The sequence below is a fragment of the Streptococcus sp. 'caviae' genome, assembly GCF_001937065.1.
Lineage (GTDB): Bacteria > Bacillota > Bacilli > Lactobacillales > Streptococcaceae > Streptococcus.
Genome location: NZ_MOWR01000002.1, coordinates 130877 through 145683 on the forward strand (window position 1 = coordinate 130877; position 14807 = coordinate 145683).

The 14807-nt window shown below is 43.7% G+C and carries 17 protein-coding genes and 1 pseudogene; 13 read left to right on the top strand and 5 right to left on the bottom strand.

Going from position 1 to position 14807, the window contains the following annotated elements; all coding sequences use genetic code 11:
• Genes BMI76_RS02700 through buk form a run of 5 tightly spaced genes read left to right on the top strand, consistent with a single transcriptional unit; the run spans position 1 to position 4121 of the window.
• Positions 1 to 1302 (top strand): thiolase family protein, encoded by a 1302-nt coding sequence (locus BMI76_RS02700; protein WP_083623639.1) that lies wholly within the window; start codon positions 1 to 3, stop codon positions 1300 to 1302.
• A gap of 14 nt (positions 1303 to 1316) precedes the next feature.
• A complete protein-coding gene (locus BMI76_RS02705) occupies positions 1317 to 1742 on the top strand; it encodes a Zn-ribbon domain-containing OB-fold protein (RefSeq protein ID WP_075346071.1) in 426 nt (141 codons plus the stop codon).
• Positions 1743 to 1757: 15 nt separating this feature from the next.
• Entirely contained in the window at positions 1758 to 1991 is a 234-nt protein-coding gene (locus BMI76_RS02710) for an acyl carrier protein (protein ID WP_057490764.1), read from the top strand.
• A 9-nt stretch (positions 1992 to 2000) separates the two neighbouring features.
• Complete coding sequence (locus BMI76_RS02715) at positions 2001 to 2996, top strand: phosphate acyltransferase (RefSeq protein WP_075346072.1); 996 nt, start codon at positions 2001 to 2003, stop codon at positions 2994 to 2996.
• Positions 2997 to 3011: 15 nt separating this feature from the next.
• On the top strand, positions 3012 to 4121 hold the full coding sequence (gene buk / locus BMI76_RS02720) for a butyrate kinase (protein WP_075346073.1): 1110 nt from the start codon (positions 3012 to 3014) through the stop codon (positions 4119 to 4121).
• A gap of 78 nt (positions 4122 to 4199) precedes the next feature.
• On the opposite strand, the gene queA is transcribed toward buk, so the two are convergent.
• Positions 4200 to 5228, bottom strand: a complete 1029-nt coding sequence (queA, locus tag BMI76_RS02725; RefSeq protein ID WP_075346074.1) for a tRNA preQ1(34) S-adenosylmethionine ribosyltransferase-isomerase QueA — start codon at positions 5226 to 5228, stop codon at positions 4200 to 4202.
• Positions 5229 to 5437: 209 nt separating this feature from the next.
• Here queA and BMI76_RS02730 point away from each other — a divergent pair, with 209 nt between their 5' ends.
• The gene (locus tag BMI76_RS02730; protein WP_075346075.1) at positions 5438 to 6118 is read left to right on the top strand and encodes a VIT family protein; all 681 of its coding nucleotides are present in this window, start codon (positions 5438 to 5440) and stop codon (positions 6116 to 6118) included.
• A gap of 173 nt (positions 6119 to 6291) precedes the next feature.
• Positions 6292 to 6993, top strand: a complete 702-nt coding sequence (gene nagB, locus BMI76_RS02735) for a glucosamine-6-phosphate deaminase (protein WP_075346076.1) — start codon at positions 6292 to 6294, stop codon at positions 6991 to 6993.
• A 116-nt stretch (positions 6994 to 7109) separates the two neighbouring features.
• Here the strand turns inward: nagB and BMI76_RS02740 are convergent, their stop codons facing one another.
• Positions 7110 to 8222 (bottom strand): alpha/beta fold hydrolase, encoded by a 1113-nt coding sequence (locus tag BMI76_RS02740; protein WP_075346077.1) that lies wholly within the window; start codon positions 8220 to 8222, stop codon positions 7110 to 7112.
• Between the two features lie 124 nt (positions 8223 to 8346).
• Here BMI76_RS02740 and BMI76_RS02745 point away from each other — a divergent pair, with 124 nt between their 5' ends.
• Complete coding sequence (locus BMI76_RS02745; RefSeq protein WP_075346078.1) at positions 8347 to 8904, top strand: TetR/AcrR family transcriptional regulator; 558 nt, start codon at positions 8347 to 8349, stop codon at positions 8902 to 8904.
• Between the two features lie 110 nt (positions 8905 to 9014).
• Here BMI76_RS02745 and BMI76_RS10635 read toward each other — a convergent pair.
• The 3 genes and pseudogenes from BMI76_RS10635 to BMI76_RS02760 form a co-directional block, all read right to left on the bottom strand.
• Positions 9015 to 9365: pseudogene (locus tag BMI76_RS10635) on the bottom strand (IS3 family transposase); the annotation flags it as partial.
• Positions 9366 to 9435: 70 nt separating this feature from the next.
• Positions 9436 to 10107 (bottom strand): ABC transporter ATP-binding protein, encoded by a 672-nt coding sequence (locus BMI76_RS02755; RefSeq protein WP_075346079.1) that lies wholly within the window; start codon positions 10105 to 10107, stop codon positions 9436 to 9438.
• A 2-nt stretch (positions 10108 to 10109) separates the two neighbouring features.
• Positions 10110 to 11168: an ABC transporter permease gene (locus BMI76_RS02760; protein ID WP_075346080.1), complete on the bottom strand. Its 1059-nt coding sequence runs from the start codon at positions 11166 to 11168 to the stop codon at positions 10110 to 10112.
• A gap of 372 nt (positions 11169 to 11540) precedes the next feature.
• Here BMI76_RS02760 and BMI76_RS02765 point away from each other — a divergent pair, with 372 nt between their 5' ends.
• The 5 genes from BMI76_RS02765 (at position 11541) to BMI76_RS02785 (ending at position 14802) form a co-directional block, all read left to right on the top strand.
• Positions 11541 to 12359: an oxidoreductase gene (locus tag BMI76_RS02765; RefSeq protein WP_075346081.1), complete on the top strand. Its 819-nt coding sequence runs from the start codon at positions 11541 to 11543 to the stop codon at positions 12357 to 12359.
• Between the two features lie 26 nt (positions 12360 to 12385).
• Positions 12386 to 13372, top strand: coding sequence for an AraC family transcriptional regulator (locus BMI76_RS02770; RefSeq protein ID WP_075346082.1), 987 nt, complete (start codon positions 12386 to 12388; stop codon positions 13370 to 13372).
• A complete protein-coding gene (locus tag BMI76_RS02775; RefSeq protein WP_075346083.1) occupies positions 13369 to 13881 on the top strand; it encodes an HXXEE domain-containing protein in 513 nt (170 codons plus the stop codon). The genes BMI76_RS02770 and BMI76_RS02775 overlap by 4 nt, the downstream gene beginning before the upstream one ends.
• 91 nt (positions 13882 to 13972) lie before the next feature.
• Complete coding sequence (locus BMI76_RS02780) at positions 13973 to 14422, top strand: LytTR family DNA-binding domain-containing protein (RefSeq protein WP_075346084.1); 450 nt, start codon at positions 13973 to 13975, stop codon at positions 14420 to 14422.
• Positions 14419 to 14802, top strand: coding sequence for a hypothetical protein (locus BMI76_RS02785; RefSeq protein ID WP_075346085.1), 384 nt, complete (start codon positions 14419 to 14421; stop codon positions 14800 to 14802). Before BMI76_RS02780 ends, BMI76_RS02785 begins: the two co-directional genes overlap by 4 nt.
• Positions 14803 to 14807: the final 5 nt, after the last annotated feature.

Consider the following 14807-nt stretch of genomic DNA (forward strand, 5'->3'; position numbering starts at 1 on the left):
ATGGAACATCAAGGTGTTATGAACCGTACAACTTTAAAGCCCTATGGCCGAAGTGTATCAATTATTGGTGTTGGCTGCACGCCATTCATGGAAATTCTGGGCAGTCCTGAAACTGAAGGATTAACAGAAGGGGAACTGTTTGGCTATGCTGCGATTGAAGCAATGAAGGATGCTGGCGTTGAGCCTAAGGATATCGACTATTATTTTCACGGGCAAGCCAATCCTAATTTTGTATCGGAATATATTACGCCTAATATGCAGGTAGCCAATTGGTTTGGCATGAAAGGAAAAGGCTCCATGCACCATTCGGAAGCCTGCTGCACGGGTTACCTGGCTCTTGAAATTGCTGCTATGGCAGTTGCTTCCGGTAAATACGATCTGGTGCTTTCAGCATCTGCTGATATGGGAGCGAGCCTGCCGGTTGAAGGACAGCCTGCCCATAAGAGACGTGAATTTACTCTGGAAGAATTTAATACCTCGCTTAAATACATCTACGACCGTGCTTATACAAGAGGCATGCAGGCCGGAATGTACACAGTCTTTGATGATTTGGCAGCTCTTTATGCGCGTGATCATCAGCTGGATGCGAAAACAATGGACGATGTTCTTTGTGCCATGGCCATCAATAACCGTTACAATGCCTCTAAGAACCCCTTAGCAAAACTGCAGATCACTTATGAAGACATTGCTAAAGAAAAAGGGATGTCAGATGCCATGCAGTACATGCAGTCACCCTTTAATCCTAAAATTGGCGATTATATGCGTGTCAGCGGTCTGGAAGAACGCAGCGAAGGAGCAGCTGCAGTGATTGTCTGTCCAACGGAGATGGCTTATAAATACACAGACCATCCGATTGAAATTTTAGGAACAGGGTCTTCAGCACTGGAAGCTTCAAATCCGCATTTGGAACGCCGGGCTACCCGTGAGGCCTACCGTCAGATCTATACTTTGACAGGTGTCAAGCCGAGCGAAATTGATCTGTTCTTTGCAAATGATTTTGTCATTACATCGCACTTGGATGCTGCTGAAATTGCAGGCTATCTTCCTAAAAAAGACGGCTATAAATATGTTTTAGAGGGCCGTACACGTTTTGACGGTGATAAGCCAATAAACACCAATGGCGGCCGAACATCTTTTGGCCATGCACATGCAGCATCTGGTTTGGCAGATGTTTACGAAGCTGTTAAGCAAATGCGCGGTGAATGCGGTGAGCGTCAAGTTAAAAAGCTGCCAAAAACAACCATGCTACGCGGCTTTGGCGGCGGTCAGAATTTGTCTGCAACGATTTTAAGAACGTTATGAAAAAGTGAGGTAAGATGATGGAAAAAATTGTAAAGACCTATTATGACGCTTTAGATGAAGGGAAATTATTGGGCCGTCAGTGTTCTGGCTGCGGAGCGGTTGAATTTCCGCCGGTTCTGACCTGCAATGCCTGCGGAGAGCTGCATGATATGAAATGGGTGGAAATTTCAGGGAAAGGCAAAATGATTGACTTCTTTTTGCCCGGTATGATGACCCATCAGCCGGTCAATGATGACATGAAACCCTATGCTTATGGTTCTGTTGAAATTGAAGAGGGCGCCTATTTTAACTGTATTATCAAAGGTGTTAAAAAGAAAAACCGTGATTTCATGGAGGCCCATTTGCCAAATGTTCCCGTGCATGCCATTATTGTGCCGCGTGATGGTTACAAGATGGTCGCCTTTGAAGTTGATGAAGAATTTTTAGCACAAGCCAAATAGAAAAGAGGAAATAAGATGTCAGAATTGGAACAAGAAGTACTTGCATTAGTAGCACAAGCTTTTAACAAGGACAAAAGCGAGCTGACTTTAGACACTCATTTTAAAGAAGAACTGGCAGCATCGTCGCTTTTGATGGTCAGTCTCATTGCCAACATTGAAGATGAACTGGATGTCATGATTCCCATTTCAGAAGCTGCAAAATTCAAAACAATTGCTGATTTGGTGAAAGCGGTGGAAGCAGAAATGTAGGTGATGGCAATGGACGTTATGGAAAAAATTTATCATAAAGCTAAGGAAAGACCGGCACGAATGGTCTTTCCTGAAGCTGATGACAGCAAAATGCTGCAGGCAGCTTTTGAAGCGGCTAAGGCAGGCTGCATTCATCCTCTTTTGGTAGGAAATCCTGCAGCTATTAAAGAGTTCTGCCAAGAAAACGAACTTGATGCATCGCTTTTTGATATTTATGATTTAGCAGATGAAAGCCTGCAGGAAGACTTAATGAGTCAGTATGCTGACTATCCTTACGCCATTTTCAAAGGGAAATCTCTAAAACGCCGTATAGTGGATCCTTTGTATTATGCGCTGGTATTGACAGCTATTGGCAAGGCTGATGCCGCTTTTGCCGGGATTTCTCATCCGACCGGCGATATTATTCTGGCCGGTCAGAGTATCCTTGGCTTAAAAGAAGGCATTAAGACTGTTTCCAGCTGTGGAATTATGGATATTCCGGGTTTTGCTGGTTCGGAGGGACAGTTGCTGGCCTTTGGTGATGCTGCTGTTTGCCAAAACCCTGATGCTCAGGATTTAGCCGGTATTGCTATTTCTGCTTGTGAAGCGGTGCAGGCTCTTTTTGATTGGGAGCCGCGCTGTGCCCTGCTTTCCTACTCCACTTTAGGCAGCGGAAGCGGAGAACTGGTTGATAAGGTCACTGAGGCTGTGAGAATTGCACAAGGAAAACGCCCCGATTTGCAAATCGAAGGTGAATTTCAATTAGATACGGCTGTCAGTCCAGCTGCAGCCAGCAAGAAAATTTCCGGCACATCAAGGGTTGCCGGCAAAGCCAATGTCCTTATCTATCCAGACCTAAATGCCGGCAATATCGGAGTTAAACTGGTTCAGCAATTTGCTCATGCAGATGCCTACGGACCAATGATTACCGGCATGAATAAGGTTATCAGCGACTGTTCACGCAGTGCACCAGTGTCTGAATTGGTTGGCAATATTGCTTTGACAGCCGTTCGTGCCATGTATTAGAAGCAGGTGATTGTGATGACTGAGTATAGCATTTTGGCTATTAATCCAGGTTCTACTTCAACGAAGATTGCCTGTTTCAAGGGCAGCCAAATGATGTTTGAAAAAAATGTCAGCCACGACAGTCAAGAATTAGCAGCATTTGAGCATGTCAGCCAGCAGCTGGACTATCGAAAATCTTTGATCGAAAAGACCTTAGCAGCAGAAAATATTGCTTTGACCGATTTTGATGCAGTGGTTGGACGCGGCGGCGGGCTGCTGCCGCTTGCAGGGGGTGTTTATCTTATTGATGACAAGCTCTATCAAGATGCTGAAACTGGAGCCAACGGCGTTGAGCATCCAGCAAATTTAGGACCGCAGTTGGCACGTTATTTTGCCCAAGAGGCTGCCTGTCCGGCCTATGTTGTCAATCCGCCTGATACGGATGAATATCAAGATTTAGCCAGAATGACCGGAGTTAGAGGAGTTTATCGAACCAGCCATCTTCATGCGCTCAACCTGAAAGAAACAGCCCTGCAGCACGCTAAGAAGCAAGGAGAAAACTATCAGGATGTCAATTACATCGTCTGCCATATCGGTGGCGGCATCTCGGTGTCTGCCCACCAAAAAGGGAAAATGATCGATGGCATTGATATTGTAGGTGGTGAAGGACCGATGGCGCCAACACGTTCGGGAAGTCTATCTTTAGCTTCAGTTATCGAACTGTTGGAAAAGGGTGCTCAGATCAGCGACTTAAAAAAACTATGCACAAAGACAGGCGGTCTGATGAGCCTGCTTGGGACATCTGATGCTAAAGCTGTCTTCGAAGCAGCACAGGCTGGCAATTCCCAAGCCAAACTGGTCTGGGACAGCATGATTTACCAGATAGCAAAGACAGTCGGCCAGATGGCAGCTGTTTTAAAAGGAGATATTCAGGCTGTTTTGCTTGGCGGCGGTATGGTTTATAATGATAATCTTGTGGCCCAGCTGAGGGATTATTGTGGCTGGATAGCTCCGATTTATACCTATCCCGGTGAATTTGAAATGACAGCCATGGCCAATGGTGCTCTTCGTGTTTTGACGGGGCAGGAAGAGGTCAAACACTATACCGGACAGCCGGTTTGGGATAAGCAGAGTCTTTCTTTATAAAAAAGAAAAATCCTCAAGATGAATAATCTTCCAATTGTCAGTCGGACTTTTGGCAAGGAATTCATTTTGAGGTATTTTTTATTTGACAAACATGGCGTCGCCAAAACTAAAGAAACGGTAGTGTTGGTCAATGGCATGCTGATAGGCGTCTAAGACAAATTCGCGTCCGGCAAAGGCTGAAACCAGCATAACCAGAGTTGATTTGGGCAGATGAAAATTGGTTGAAAAGGCATCAACAATCTTAAATTGGTAGCCCGGCTTGATAAAAATATCGGTCCAGCCGGAGTCGGCTTCAATTTGACCGGCAAACTTATTACCGATGGTTTCCAAGGTGCGAATAGAAGTTGTTCCAACTGCTACAATGCGTCCGCCCTGTGCTTTGACATCTTTTAGCGTTTGGGCAGCTTCCGGAGACAGGCTGTAAAATTCAGAGTGCATTTGGTGCTCATCCACATTGTCAACGGAAACAGGCCGGAAAGTCCCGAGACCCACATGCAGAGTCAGGTAGACTAATTTCACACCTTTGGCTTCGATTTTGTTCAAAAGTTCCTCTGTGAAATGGAGGCCGGCTGTCGGTGCAGCAGCAGAGCCGTTTTCCTTAGCATAAACGGTCTGGTAGCGATCACGGTCCGCTAATTTTTCATGAATATAAGGCGGCAAGGGCATTTCCCCGAGACTTTCCAAAACTTCCAAAAAGATACCATCGTAGGAAAACTCCACAATACGTCCGCCATGATCCAATTCTTCTTTGATGGTAGCTTTTAGACGGCCGTCACCAAAAGAAATCCGACTGCCGACTTTGAGGCGTTTAGCGGGTTTAGCTAAGACCTCCCACTGGTCTCCCTGAGTGTTTTTTAAGAGCAGCAGTTCTACATGACCGTGCGTTTCAGCTTTTTCACCGTGCAGCCGGGCAGGAAGCACACGGGTGTCATTCATAACCAAGGCGTCGCCCGGATTGAGCTCATCAATGATATGGTCAAAATGGGTGTCTTTCATGGCCTTGCTCCTATGGTCAATGACCAACAGTTTGGAGCTGTCGCGCTGTTTGAGCGGTGTTTGGGCAATTAAATTTTCGGGCAGGTCAAAATCAAAGTCAGTTGTATTCATATTATTCCTCTAGTATTCACTTTTTCAGCTTTACCATTATAACATGAGATAGATTTTCAGTCATCTTGCAAATTTTATTTGTAGGGATTTAAAATGCAAGGTATAATAATAGTGTTCATAAACAAGTCATAAAAAATCTGCAATCAAAGGGAAATGTGACAGATTCTAGTTGATTCAGATTTTAAAGACAAAATAGTTGGGAGCTATCTATGAAACAGGAACAAAATTTTTCAAAGCGCTTGAATATTCTGCGCGCAGGGGTACTGGGAGCTAATGACGGTATCATTTCTATTGCCGGTGTGGTTATTGGTGTTGCCAGTGCAACAGCTGATTTATGGATTATTTTTCTATCAGGTCTTTCAGCTATTTTAGCGGGCGCCTTTTCTATGGCAGGTGGAGAATATGTCAGTGTCAGCACTCAAAAAGACACGGAGCAGGCAGCGGTTGCTCGCGAGCAGCAGCTGTTAAAGAGCGATCCGGTTGCTGCCAGAAAATCGCTCTACAATGTTTATCTAATCAAGGGCGAATGCGAGACGGCAGCAGAGCTTCTGGTCAACAAGGCTTTTCTTAACAATCCCATTAAGACCTTGGTTGAAGAAAAATACGGGATTGAATTTGGTGAATTTACCAACCCCTGGCATGCTGCTGTGTCAAGTTTCATTTCTTTTATCATCGGTTCCTTGTTTCCGACAGCAGCTATCATGCTGTTTCCAGAAAACATTCGGATTATTGCAACGGTTGCAGTTGTGGTAGCAGCATTGCTGATTACCGGCTATGTCAGCGCCCGTCTGGGAGATGCTCCCATTAGACCTGCCATGCGCCGCAATGTTTCTATCGGTCTTTTGACCATGCTTGCCACCTATCTTATCGGCCAGCTCTTTTCACTGTAATCAAGCAGCCTGCTATGCTAAAAGACTGAGACTGTTCTGTTTCGGTTTTTTTGTTAATGGAAGAAAAGCAAGGCTCGATTGTTTATGGCTGGCTGAGAATGGGAACTTGACAAAAATTGGTCTATACCGTATAATAAAGATAGATAACTGGTATAGACCAAAGGAGATTTTTCATGAAAGTCATTACTGTAAAGAATCAAGAAGAAGGGGGAAAGCTTGTTTTTGCCCTCCTCAAAGAAAAATTAGCGGCTGGCGCTAAAACCTTAGGCTTAGCAACAGGCAGCACTCCCTCAACTTTTTACAGGGAAATCGTCAACAGCCAGCTGGACCTGTCTGAACTGACCAGCATCAACCTGGATGAGTACGTTGGTCTGTCTGCCGACAATCCTCAAAGCTATGCTTACTTCATGCAGCAGCATCTCTTTGCCGCTAAACCTTTTAAGGACAGTTTTCTGCCCAAGGGCATGGCAGCTGATTTACAGGCGGAAGCCCAGCGCTATGAAGAACTGATTGCAAAGCACCCTATCGATTTTCAGATTTTGGGGATTGGCCGCAATGGTCACATTGGTTTTAATGAGCCGGGAACTGCTTTTGACAGTACCACCCATGTTGTGGACTTAAGTCCCAGCACCATTGAAGCCAACAGCCGCTTTTTTGACAAACCGGAGGATGTTCCGACTCAGGCCATTTCTATGGGGATAGCTTCCATTATGAAGTCTAAGACCATTGTCCTTATGGCTTATGGTGAGCAAAAGGCTGACGCAATCAATCGTATGGTTAATGGTCCTATCACCGAGGATTTGCCGGCTAGCATCCTGCAAAAGCATCCTGATGCTGTAGTCGTTGTAGATGAGGCCGCAGCCAGCAGACTTTAAGACCAAGAGAGCGGAAAGTCCTGCCTCTTTTCAACTATTTTAACTATAACAGTTCGACGCAGCGGTGGGGAGAAAGTCTGCCAGCATGTACTTTTTGACGATCAAGGCAACTGTACTTATGTCAGGTCAAGAAAATGCTTGATCTCTCTAAAAGCCAAATCCATGCGTCCAAATTGGCAGTGTTCTTCGCCGCCGCTCTCGCTGGTAAAAAGATTAGCCTGAATGCTTGGGGCATTTGACAGCTCCAGCATGATATCGGCGATGCGCGTGTAGGGAACATAGTGATCCTCTTTCCCAGCCAGCAGCAGACAGTCTTGAGTGACTTGGGGGAGGAATTGGCTGGCATTGTGCCGTTTGAGGTTGACTAAGAGATCATAAGGATTGGTTTCCCCTGTCAGCATGTAACCGTTGTTGAGTTCCCATCTTAAATCAATTGCCTTCTCAGCCATCCTGTTAACAAGGAAATTGACAATCGGTCTGGCTCTTAGATTGAGCAGAAAGGAAAGGCTGGAGTAAGATGCTTTGCCCAGATTCATTTTGAGGGTGTCCATGGGGGTGTAAAAAATGTCCATGGCGATGACCTTACGAATTCTTTTTTCAAAGGCGGCTGCTTCCATGACGAGGAGACCTCCCCAAGACAGACCCAGCGCATCAACCTTGCTTAGATGAAAATAATCCAAAACGGCTGAGACAGGTTTGTGGAAGTCTGGACTAAAGTGCAGCCCTTGGCTGATAGTGTTGCCCTGTCCTGGCCCGTCGAAAATGAGGATATTATAGTCTGTGTTTTTCATGTCAGCAAAGAAGCCAGCGATTTCTTCCAGAAAACCATCAAAACCTCCTAAGACCAAGAGCGTGCGATGTGCTTTGGGATTTTTCAAGAGAAGGGTTGGCAGAAAGCCTTTTTCATAAGGAACCTGATCTTTGTCGTAATCGAAATCAGTAAAACTGGCATAAAAGTTCCTCAGGAAGCCTTGGTAGAGCTCTTCTCTTTCTCTATCTGCCATGGTGAGGTAAAACATAGCGGCCTTGTAATAGCTGGATGCGATTCTTAGTTTTCCCATCTTTTCATAATAATAAGCTCTGCCTTGCCACCATTGACGCCAAGTTGTAAAATCAGAAATGTGCGAACCAACCGTCTGACGGTCTTTTAAAACCTCCGGATCCTCCATATAAGGAGAGGTGAAGCGCTCAATTTGAAAATCAAATTGTTTATTGCCTGTAAATCTCATTTAACTGCCTGCTTTCATTTTTGGTGTAAGACAAGTATAATGAATAGTAACACTATCATACAGTACAATTTGTGCGATATGTCGTTTATCGAACAAAATCAGGCGAAATGTAGGAAAAATTAGTATGGATCGCAGAATTATCAAAACAAAAACAAATATCAAAAAAGCTATGCTGGTATGCTTAGCCAGCCATTATTTTTCAGACATCACAATTGATGCTGTGTGTAAGGAAGCCCAGTGCAGCCGCTCAACCTTTTATGCCCATTACGATAATAAGAAAGAGGTCATTGATGCTATTTCTGAGGAAATCATTGAACAGATCCGTCCTTACATGAAGCAGACCTTTGAGAAACCGGAAGACTTTGTGACTGTCATTGATACTCTCTCAAACCAGCTTTACCAGCCGCACAAGGATGTCATCAAACTCTTACTGGATCCTGAATTCCGAGACTTTGGCTTAGAAGCCCATCTTTTAACCTTGTTTAAGGAACAATTTTTGCAGACTTTCAGTCATGTCAACGGCAGAGCCATTCTTGCAGAGATGTATGCGGCCTGTGTCTTGTGCAACATTCAATCCATTGTTGAAAACCGCTCAACGAAAGAAAGCCAGATCGTTATTGAGACGTTGAAAACTACCATTTTTCAGGTATTACAAGAACAAAATCAAGTTAAAAAGAGCTAGGTGCTTTTTGTTTAATTCAATCTTGATCCGACTGGCACAATATTAGTTGGATTGATAGCCATGCGGACAAATTTACCGCCTGCAGATGTCATATCTTACTGCCGGTCAACCATTTTCGGTATCCTTCCTCTTGGTTTGTCAAGAATAGTATAGCCATTTTTCTGATATTGTGCTATCCAATTGGGAAGTATACCGCGATTTAGCAAAGCATAATCAAGAGAAACTTGACCTTGTGATTGGCCCTCAAGCAGAACTTTATCGATCATTTCTCGCTTTAATTCTGGCGGATAGTAGGTGTTCTTACCCTTTCTAACCGTCTCAACACCATGCCTGTTCATGAGTTTGACCATGTAGGTGAGATTGGAAATCTGAATATCATACTGTCGACTAAGATGGGACCATGAAACCCCATTTTGCCTCTGCTCATATATTTTTAGTTTATCTTCATAACTTAATTTCATAAGAAAAGCACCCCAATCATTAGATTTTCTGTCTAACTTTTGGGGTGCAGTTCATTCTAAGAGCTTTTTCCTATCCTTTTTCCAGAACGCCGTCGCTGAGATGGTAAATATTATCTGCAAAGGCCTGCAGACGGCTGTCATGAGTGACAATAACGATAGCTTTGTCGCCTTGATGAGCCAGATCAGCCAGCAATTTTCCGACTTCTTTGACCCGTTCACTGTCCAGTGCAGCCGTCGGCTCATCAGCCAGGACAACTTCTGGTTGGGTGTAAAGTGCCCGAGCAATGGCTAAGCGCTGGCGCTGACCGCCGGAGAGCTGGTCAGGATACTTGTCTTTTAACGCGTAGATATCAAGCTGTTTGAGGAGCTTAATCAGGGCATCTGGGCTGATATTGCCCCCTTTTTTAATGCGATCAACCAGCTGAAACTGCTCCATAACGGTCAAATAAGGAACCAGACTATAGTTTTGCAGGACAAAGCCGATCTTGTTGAGACGCAGGCTGTCTCGCTGCCTGGGTGTCAGCTTGAGCATATCCTGATTATTGATTGAAATACTGCCCTTGTCCGGTGTCTGCAGACCGCCTGCAATGGTCAGGAAGGTACTCTTACCGGAGCCGGACGGTCCCAGTACCAGAACAAGCTGTCCTTTGTCAACACTGAAATCCAGATCTTTAAGGACGTGAACACGGGCACTGTCTTGGCCAAAATATTTATTAATCTGTTTTAATGTTAAAACTGCCATGCTTAACCTCCGATGATGCTTGTAGGATCAATTTTAGCGGTGATACGAATCGGAATGAGTGATCCCAGCAGAGCCATGACAATCATACCGACCGACACCAAAGACAAGAGATCCAGCTGGAAGGTCATAGGGACACTGTTAGGAATAGCTATGGCAGTTGCAACCGTCAGGACAATACCAATCACAAGTCCGGCCACAGTCAGTAGGAAGGACTGAGCCAGTGTGGCGCTCATCAAACGCCCGGCAGGAACCCCTTGAGCTCTGAGTACTGCGTAATTATTAATCTTCTGGATAGTAATGATATAAAGAAAGACCGAAATGATAACCAAAGAGATAACCATCAAGAAAGCAATCATAAAGATAAAGGTCTCATTTTGTGCCGAATATCCGGGGAGCTTTTGGATCATAGCATCAATCGTGTAAGATTTGACGCCATCTTTGTCAATCTTGAGGTCAGCATCTTTAGAGACAATGGCGCTGGCCGCAAAATCTTTTGTCCCTTTGAGGGTTTGCCAGTCTGTGAGCTGTCCGTAAACAACCGGAGAAATATTGAGTTTGGCTCCTTTGGTAAAGCCTACAATGGTAAAGGTTTTATCAGAGCCGTTGAGTTTGATGCTGTCGCCTACCTCATAGCCGTCTTCAGCCAGAGAATCATCGACAACAACTTCATAATTCCTTTTAAAGAGGCGCCCTTTAGAAATGGTCATGTCTTGGGCAATGAATTGGTCTTGTTTAATCCCGACAAAAGTTGCCGACTTTTTATCCGCACCATCAGCTGTCACAATCACAGTCGTTTCACCGATTTGAGCCTTATCCTTGTCTTTACTGTAAGGCTTTACCTGACTCTTGGTCAAGAGTGACTGGCGCAAGGTCGTATTGGCATTATCGTTGAGCAGGATACTTTTGGCTTTCCAAGACTCAATAGCAGCAGTATTTTCATGGGCCAGGCCCAAGGCCAGACTAGTCATGATAAAGATGAGATAGGTGATGAGAGTAATCATGGCAATAACCATCCCATAGCGAACCTTCTCATGCTTCATTTCCTTTAGGGCGAGAAACATCTTTTACCTCCTATTTGTGTCAACAGAGTAACTATACTACTATGACAAAGGCTTGTCAAAAAGTTTGCAGATAAATTAAAATAAACGATTCCTGTGCTTAAAAGAGCTAGGCAGATGGCTGTTTATACAGCATTTATGGGGCTGAAATATCGGACTTATAGCCCATTCTAAAAGATTTTGCACGTTTATCACAAACAGCATCTGCACTGTTTTAACTATTTAGTTGACAGAAAAGCCTGTAATTCAGTTGCCTTATCCTGCATCTTGGTTGATGCGGGATTTTTTGGGCGCTAATTGTCGTTAAGGTGTCGTTGATTGTCCTATACAGAAAGGTGTCAATTGGTCTATAATCATTTGTAAAAGGAGAAAAAGATGTCTAAAGTGATTTTACTGACAGGTGCTTCTTCAGGAATTGGCTATCTGACAGCAAAAAGATTAGCTAAGGAAGGACACAAGGTTTATGGCGCGGCCAGACATTTGGAAAAAATGGAAAATCTGAAACAAGCTGGTGTTCATCCGATTTACCTAGACCTCACAAATGAGAAGACGATTAAACAAGTCTCAGAAGCAATTCTTGAAAAAGAAGGGAAGCTTGATATTTTAATTAATAATGCAGGTTATGCTGTCTATGGTGCGGTTGAGGATGTTTCTCTTGAGGATGCTAGAAAGCAATTTGAAGTGAACCTTTTTGGTCTGGCTCGTTTGACTCAGGAGATTCTTCCCTATATGCGAGCTCAGAAATCAGGGCGTATTATCAATATCTCCTCAATAGGCGGTCGTATAACAACTATTATGGGATCATGGTATCATGCCTCTAAATATGCTCTTGAAGCTTTGTCTGATGGTCTTCGTATGGAAACAAGGCCATTTGGGCTTGAAGTTGTTCTTATTGAGCCAGGCAATATTAAGACACCTTGGAGTCAGATTGCCACAGAAAATTTACAAGTTTCCGCAGCTGGCGGTGCTTATGAAGAAACAGCGGGAAAGGTCTCTAGAAGCATAGAAAGAATGTACACAGGCCAATTTGTTTCTGAACCTGATATTGTAGCAAAAAAGATAATCAAAATCGTCAATGCTAAACGGGTAAAACCGCGCTATCTTGTCGGTCGTGGGGGCAAAGTAATTGTTTTTCTGCATACAATCTTGCCTGCCAAGGTATTTGATTGGCTGGTCGTCAAGAGTTTGACTTGAGGTTGTTATTTTTAGACAATAGAACTATGAAACTTATTATTACGAAACAATTTCAGAGCTTCTTGAAAGAATTGGGAATAGACATTAGGCTGATTTTACAGAGAGCACAGTTATCCAACAAGCTATGGCAAGAAGAACTTGTTTATAATGCTCAGGATTATTATCGTTTTATGGCGACTTTGGATAAACTCATTACGGATGAAGCTATATTGGCATTGAGCAGGATTGAAAATATTAAGATGTTCGTACCGGCCTTTTTTGCAGCTTTATCAAGTCCTGATGGTTGGACAGCCCTGCAGCGCTTCTCAAAATATAAAAGCCTGATTGGACCAGTAAAGGTACAGATTCACGAAAAAAAGGATGAAGTTACTGTAAACTATGCCTATTTTTCATCACAGTTGCCGCTTCCTCGGATGTTATTGCTGCAGGAGCAGATGCTTCTGTTAAGTCTTTTACGGACGGGAACAGGAACCTTGATTCTTCCTCGCCAGATAAGTTCCCCCTATGATTATGGAAGCATTCTTGAAAATGAAGCTGGAATTCTGCCGCAAAAATCTGCCGGAAATCTGTTGGTGTTATCTAAGACCGATCTTGAAAAACCTTTTATCACTGAAAATAATGTCATGTGGTATCATTTGGAACCAAGTCTTAATCAGCAACTGTCTCAGCTTGATCATGCTGGCCGCTTAACCCAGGCAGTTCAGACAGAACTGTTATCTGCCATTCCCAGCAGTCAATTTTCTCTGGCAATAATAGCTAGCAGGTTGGGTCTCAGTAGCCGTACCCTACAGCGTCAATTAGCTGCTGAGCACACAACTTTTAAGGATGAAGTTATACAAATGCAAAAATTTATGACTTTTTCCTATCTTGATTTATCTATGTCAGTTGATGACATTGCTTATTTGGTAGGTTATTCAGAAAAATCTGCCTTTCTGCGTGCTTTTAAAAAGTGGACTGGCAAAACGCTGAAGCAGTATAAAAAAATCCATTATTGCAAGGGAGAAAAAGAATGACACCAGCTTTATTCGCTTTTATTGCTATAACGCTTTTTATGATTCATGAGTTTGAAGAGATTATTTTAGTCTGTCCATGGATTGCTAAGAAAAAGAAGGATCCCAAGTTTGCCAATGAGCTATTTGTCTCAGGCAGGGCGCATTATCCTTCTGCAGAAACAATGGCTGCCCTCATTTTGGAAGAATTTGTTTCGGCTAGTCTGATTCTGCTTGTAGGCATTCTTTTCAAGATACCGGAGCTAGTTTTAGCTATTACATTGGGCCATACGTTTCATCTGTTTTCGCATATTGGTCAAGCCATCCATTTTCGAACTTGGGTACCGGGCAGTATAACAGCGGTAGTGACGCTTCCCTTACTTGTTTTAAGTATTGCCCTGTTTTGTTTTTCTCAGACACTTAACTGGCTGCTTTTGCTGGCACTGACAGTCCTGATTTTTCCTCTTTTGCTGCTTAATTTGCGTTTTCTGCATAGGCAGTCTGCCCATGTTGAAAGATTCCTACACTCGTAAACAATGTATCTCAGTCTCTCTATCCTGCATCTTGGTTGATGCGGGATTTTTGCTGCTCTCGGCTATGCTATAATGGATGGCAGGTGATACTATGAAATTAACAATTAAGCAAGACCCGTCCGTTAACGATACAGCTGTTCAGCTTACTTATAGGCAAAAAGATGAATTGGTCAGCCGCATTCTTCGTTTTTTAGAGTCGGTTGATAAGCAGCTCAAATGCTATCTGGATGGTGAGGAACATCTGGTCAATCTTTCGGACATCTACTATATCGAAAGCGTAGATAAAAAGACTTTTGTCTATTTAGCGGATGCGGTTTATCAGACGGATTTGCGCCTCTATCAGCTGAATGCTGATTTGGAAAAGTATGGTTTTGTGCAAATCTCTAAGAGCTGCCTGCTCAACATCGATCGGCTGGCAAGTATGCGTCCGCTCTTCAACAGCCGCATGGAAGCAACTTTGGATAATGGCGAAAAATTGATTGTCAACCGCAGTTACTTGCAGGCTGTCAAGGAAACGTTAAGAGGAGGAGAGGACAGATGAAAAAATGGTCTATCAATATTTTTGCAACCACAGGGCTGTCGCTGCTTTTGGTCGCCTTAGTAGCACTCTGTCTAGGAGCGCATTGGCTGTATCTGGTCTCTGTTTTTCAGGTACTCCTTTTAAATATCCTCATTCATCTCACGATATTAGCAACACATCGGTTAGCTTTGACTTCTTTTCTTTGGCAGGCTTTGCTGGATATAGCAGTGATAGAGGGCTTGACCGGCCTTTTGGGACTTGTTTTCAATTGGAATCAGTGGCTGATGCTGGTTCTGATTGGGTTGATCATGTATGCCGTGTCTCAGATTTTGGATCTTTTTGATCTCAATCAGGAAGCAAAGGAAATCAATGAGCTGATTCAAAAACGTCAGCACCGTTAAAAGAG

Bases quoted from the DNA above. Each gene is read 5' to 3' on its own strand.
- BMI76_RS02765 (WP_075346081.1), top strand. From the start codon at position 11,541: ATGTCTAAAGTGATTTTACTGACAGGTGCTTCTTCAGGAATTGGCTAT.
- nagB (WP_075346076.1), top strand. From the start codon at position 6,292: ATGAAAGTCATTACTGTAAAGAATCAAGAAGAAGGGGGAAAGCTTGTT.
- queA (WP_075346074.1), bottom strand. From the start codon at position 5,228: ATGAATACAACTGACTTTGATTTTGACCTGCCCGAAAATTTAATTGCC.
- BMI76_RS02780 (WP_075346084.1), top strand. From the start codon at position 13,973: ATGAAATTAACAATTAAGCAAGACCCGTCCGTTAACGATACAGCTGTT.
- BMI76_RS02785 (WP_075346085.1), top strand. From the start codon at position 14,419: ATGAAAAAATGGTCTATCAATATTTTTGCAACCACAGGGCTGTCGCTG.
- BMI76_RS02770 (WP_075346082.1), top strand. From the start codon at position 12,386: ATGAAACTTATTATTACGAAACAATTTCAGAGCTTCTTGAAAGAATTG.
- buk (WP_075346073.1), top strand. From the start codon at position 3,012: ATGACTGAGTATAGCATTTTGGCTATTAATCCAGGTTCTACTTCAACG.
- BMI76_RS02705 (WP_075346071.1), top strand. From the start codon at position 1,317: ATGATGGAAAAAATTGTAAAGACCTATTATGACGCTTTAGATGAAGGG.
- BMI76_RS02745 (WP_075346078.1), top strand. From the start codon at position 8,347: ATGGATCGCAGAATTATCAAAACAAAAACAAATATCAAAAAAGCTATG.
- BMI76_RS02710 (WP_057490764.1), top strand. From the start codon at position 1,758: ATGTCAGAATTGGAACAAGAAGTACTTGCATTAGTAGCACAAGCTTTT.
- BMI76_RS02755 (WP_075346079.1), bottom strand. From the start codon at position 10,107: ATGGCAGTTTTAACATTAAAACAGATTAATAAATATTTTGGCCAAGAC.
- BMI76_RS02700 (WP_083623639.1), top strand. From the start codon at position 1: ATGGAACATCAAGGTGTTATGAACCGTACAACTTTAAAGCCCTATGGC.
- BMI76_RS02760 (WP_075346080.1), bottom strand. From the start codon at position 11,168: ATGTTTCTCGCCCTAAAGGAAATGAAGCATGAGAAGGTTCGCTATGGG.
- BMI76_RS02715 (WP_075346072.1), top strand. From the start codon at position 2,001: ATGGACGTTATGGAAAAAATTTATCATAAAGCTAAGGAAAGACCGGCA.
- BMI76_RS02775 (WP_075346083.1), top strand. From the start codon at position 13,369: ATGACACCAGCTTTATTCGCTTTTATTGCTATAACGCTTTTTATGATT.
- BMI76_RS02740 (WP_075346077.1), bottom strand. From the start codon at position 8,222: ATGAGATTTACAGGCAATAAACAATTTGATTTTCAAATTGAGCGCTTC.
- BMI76_RS02730 (WP_075346075.1), top strand. From the start codon at position 5,438: ATGAAACAGGAACAAAATTTTTCAAAGCGCTTGAATATTCTGCGCGCA.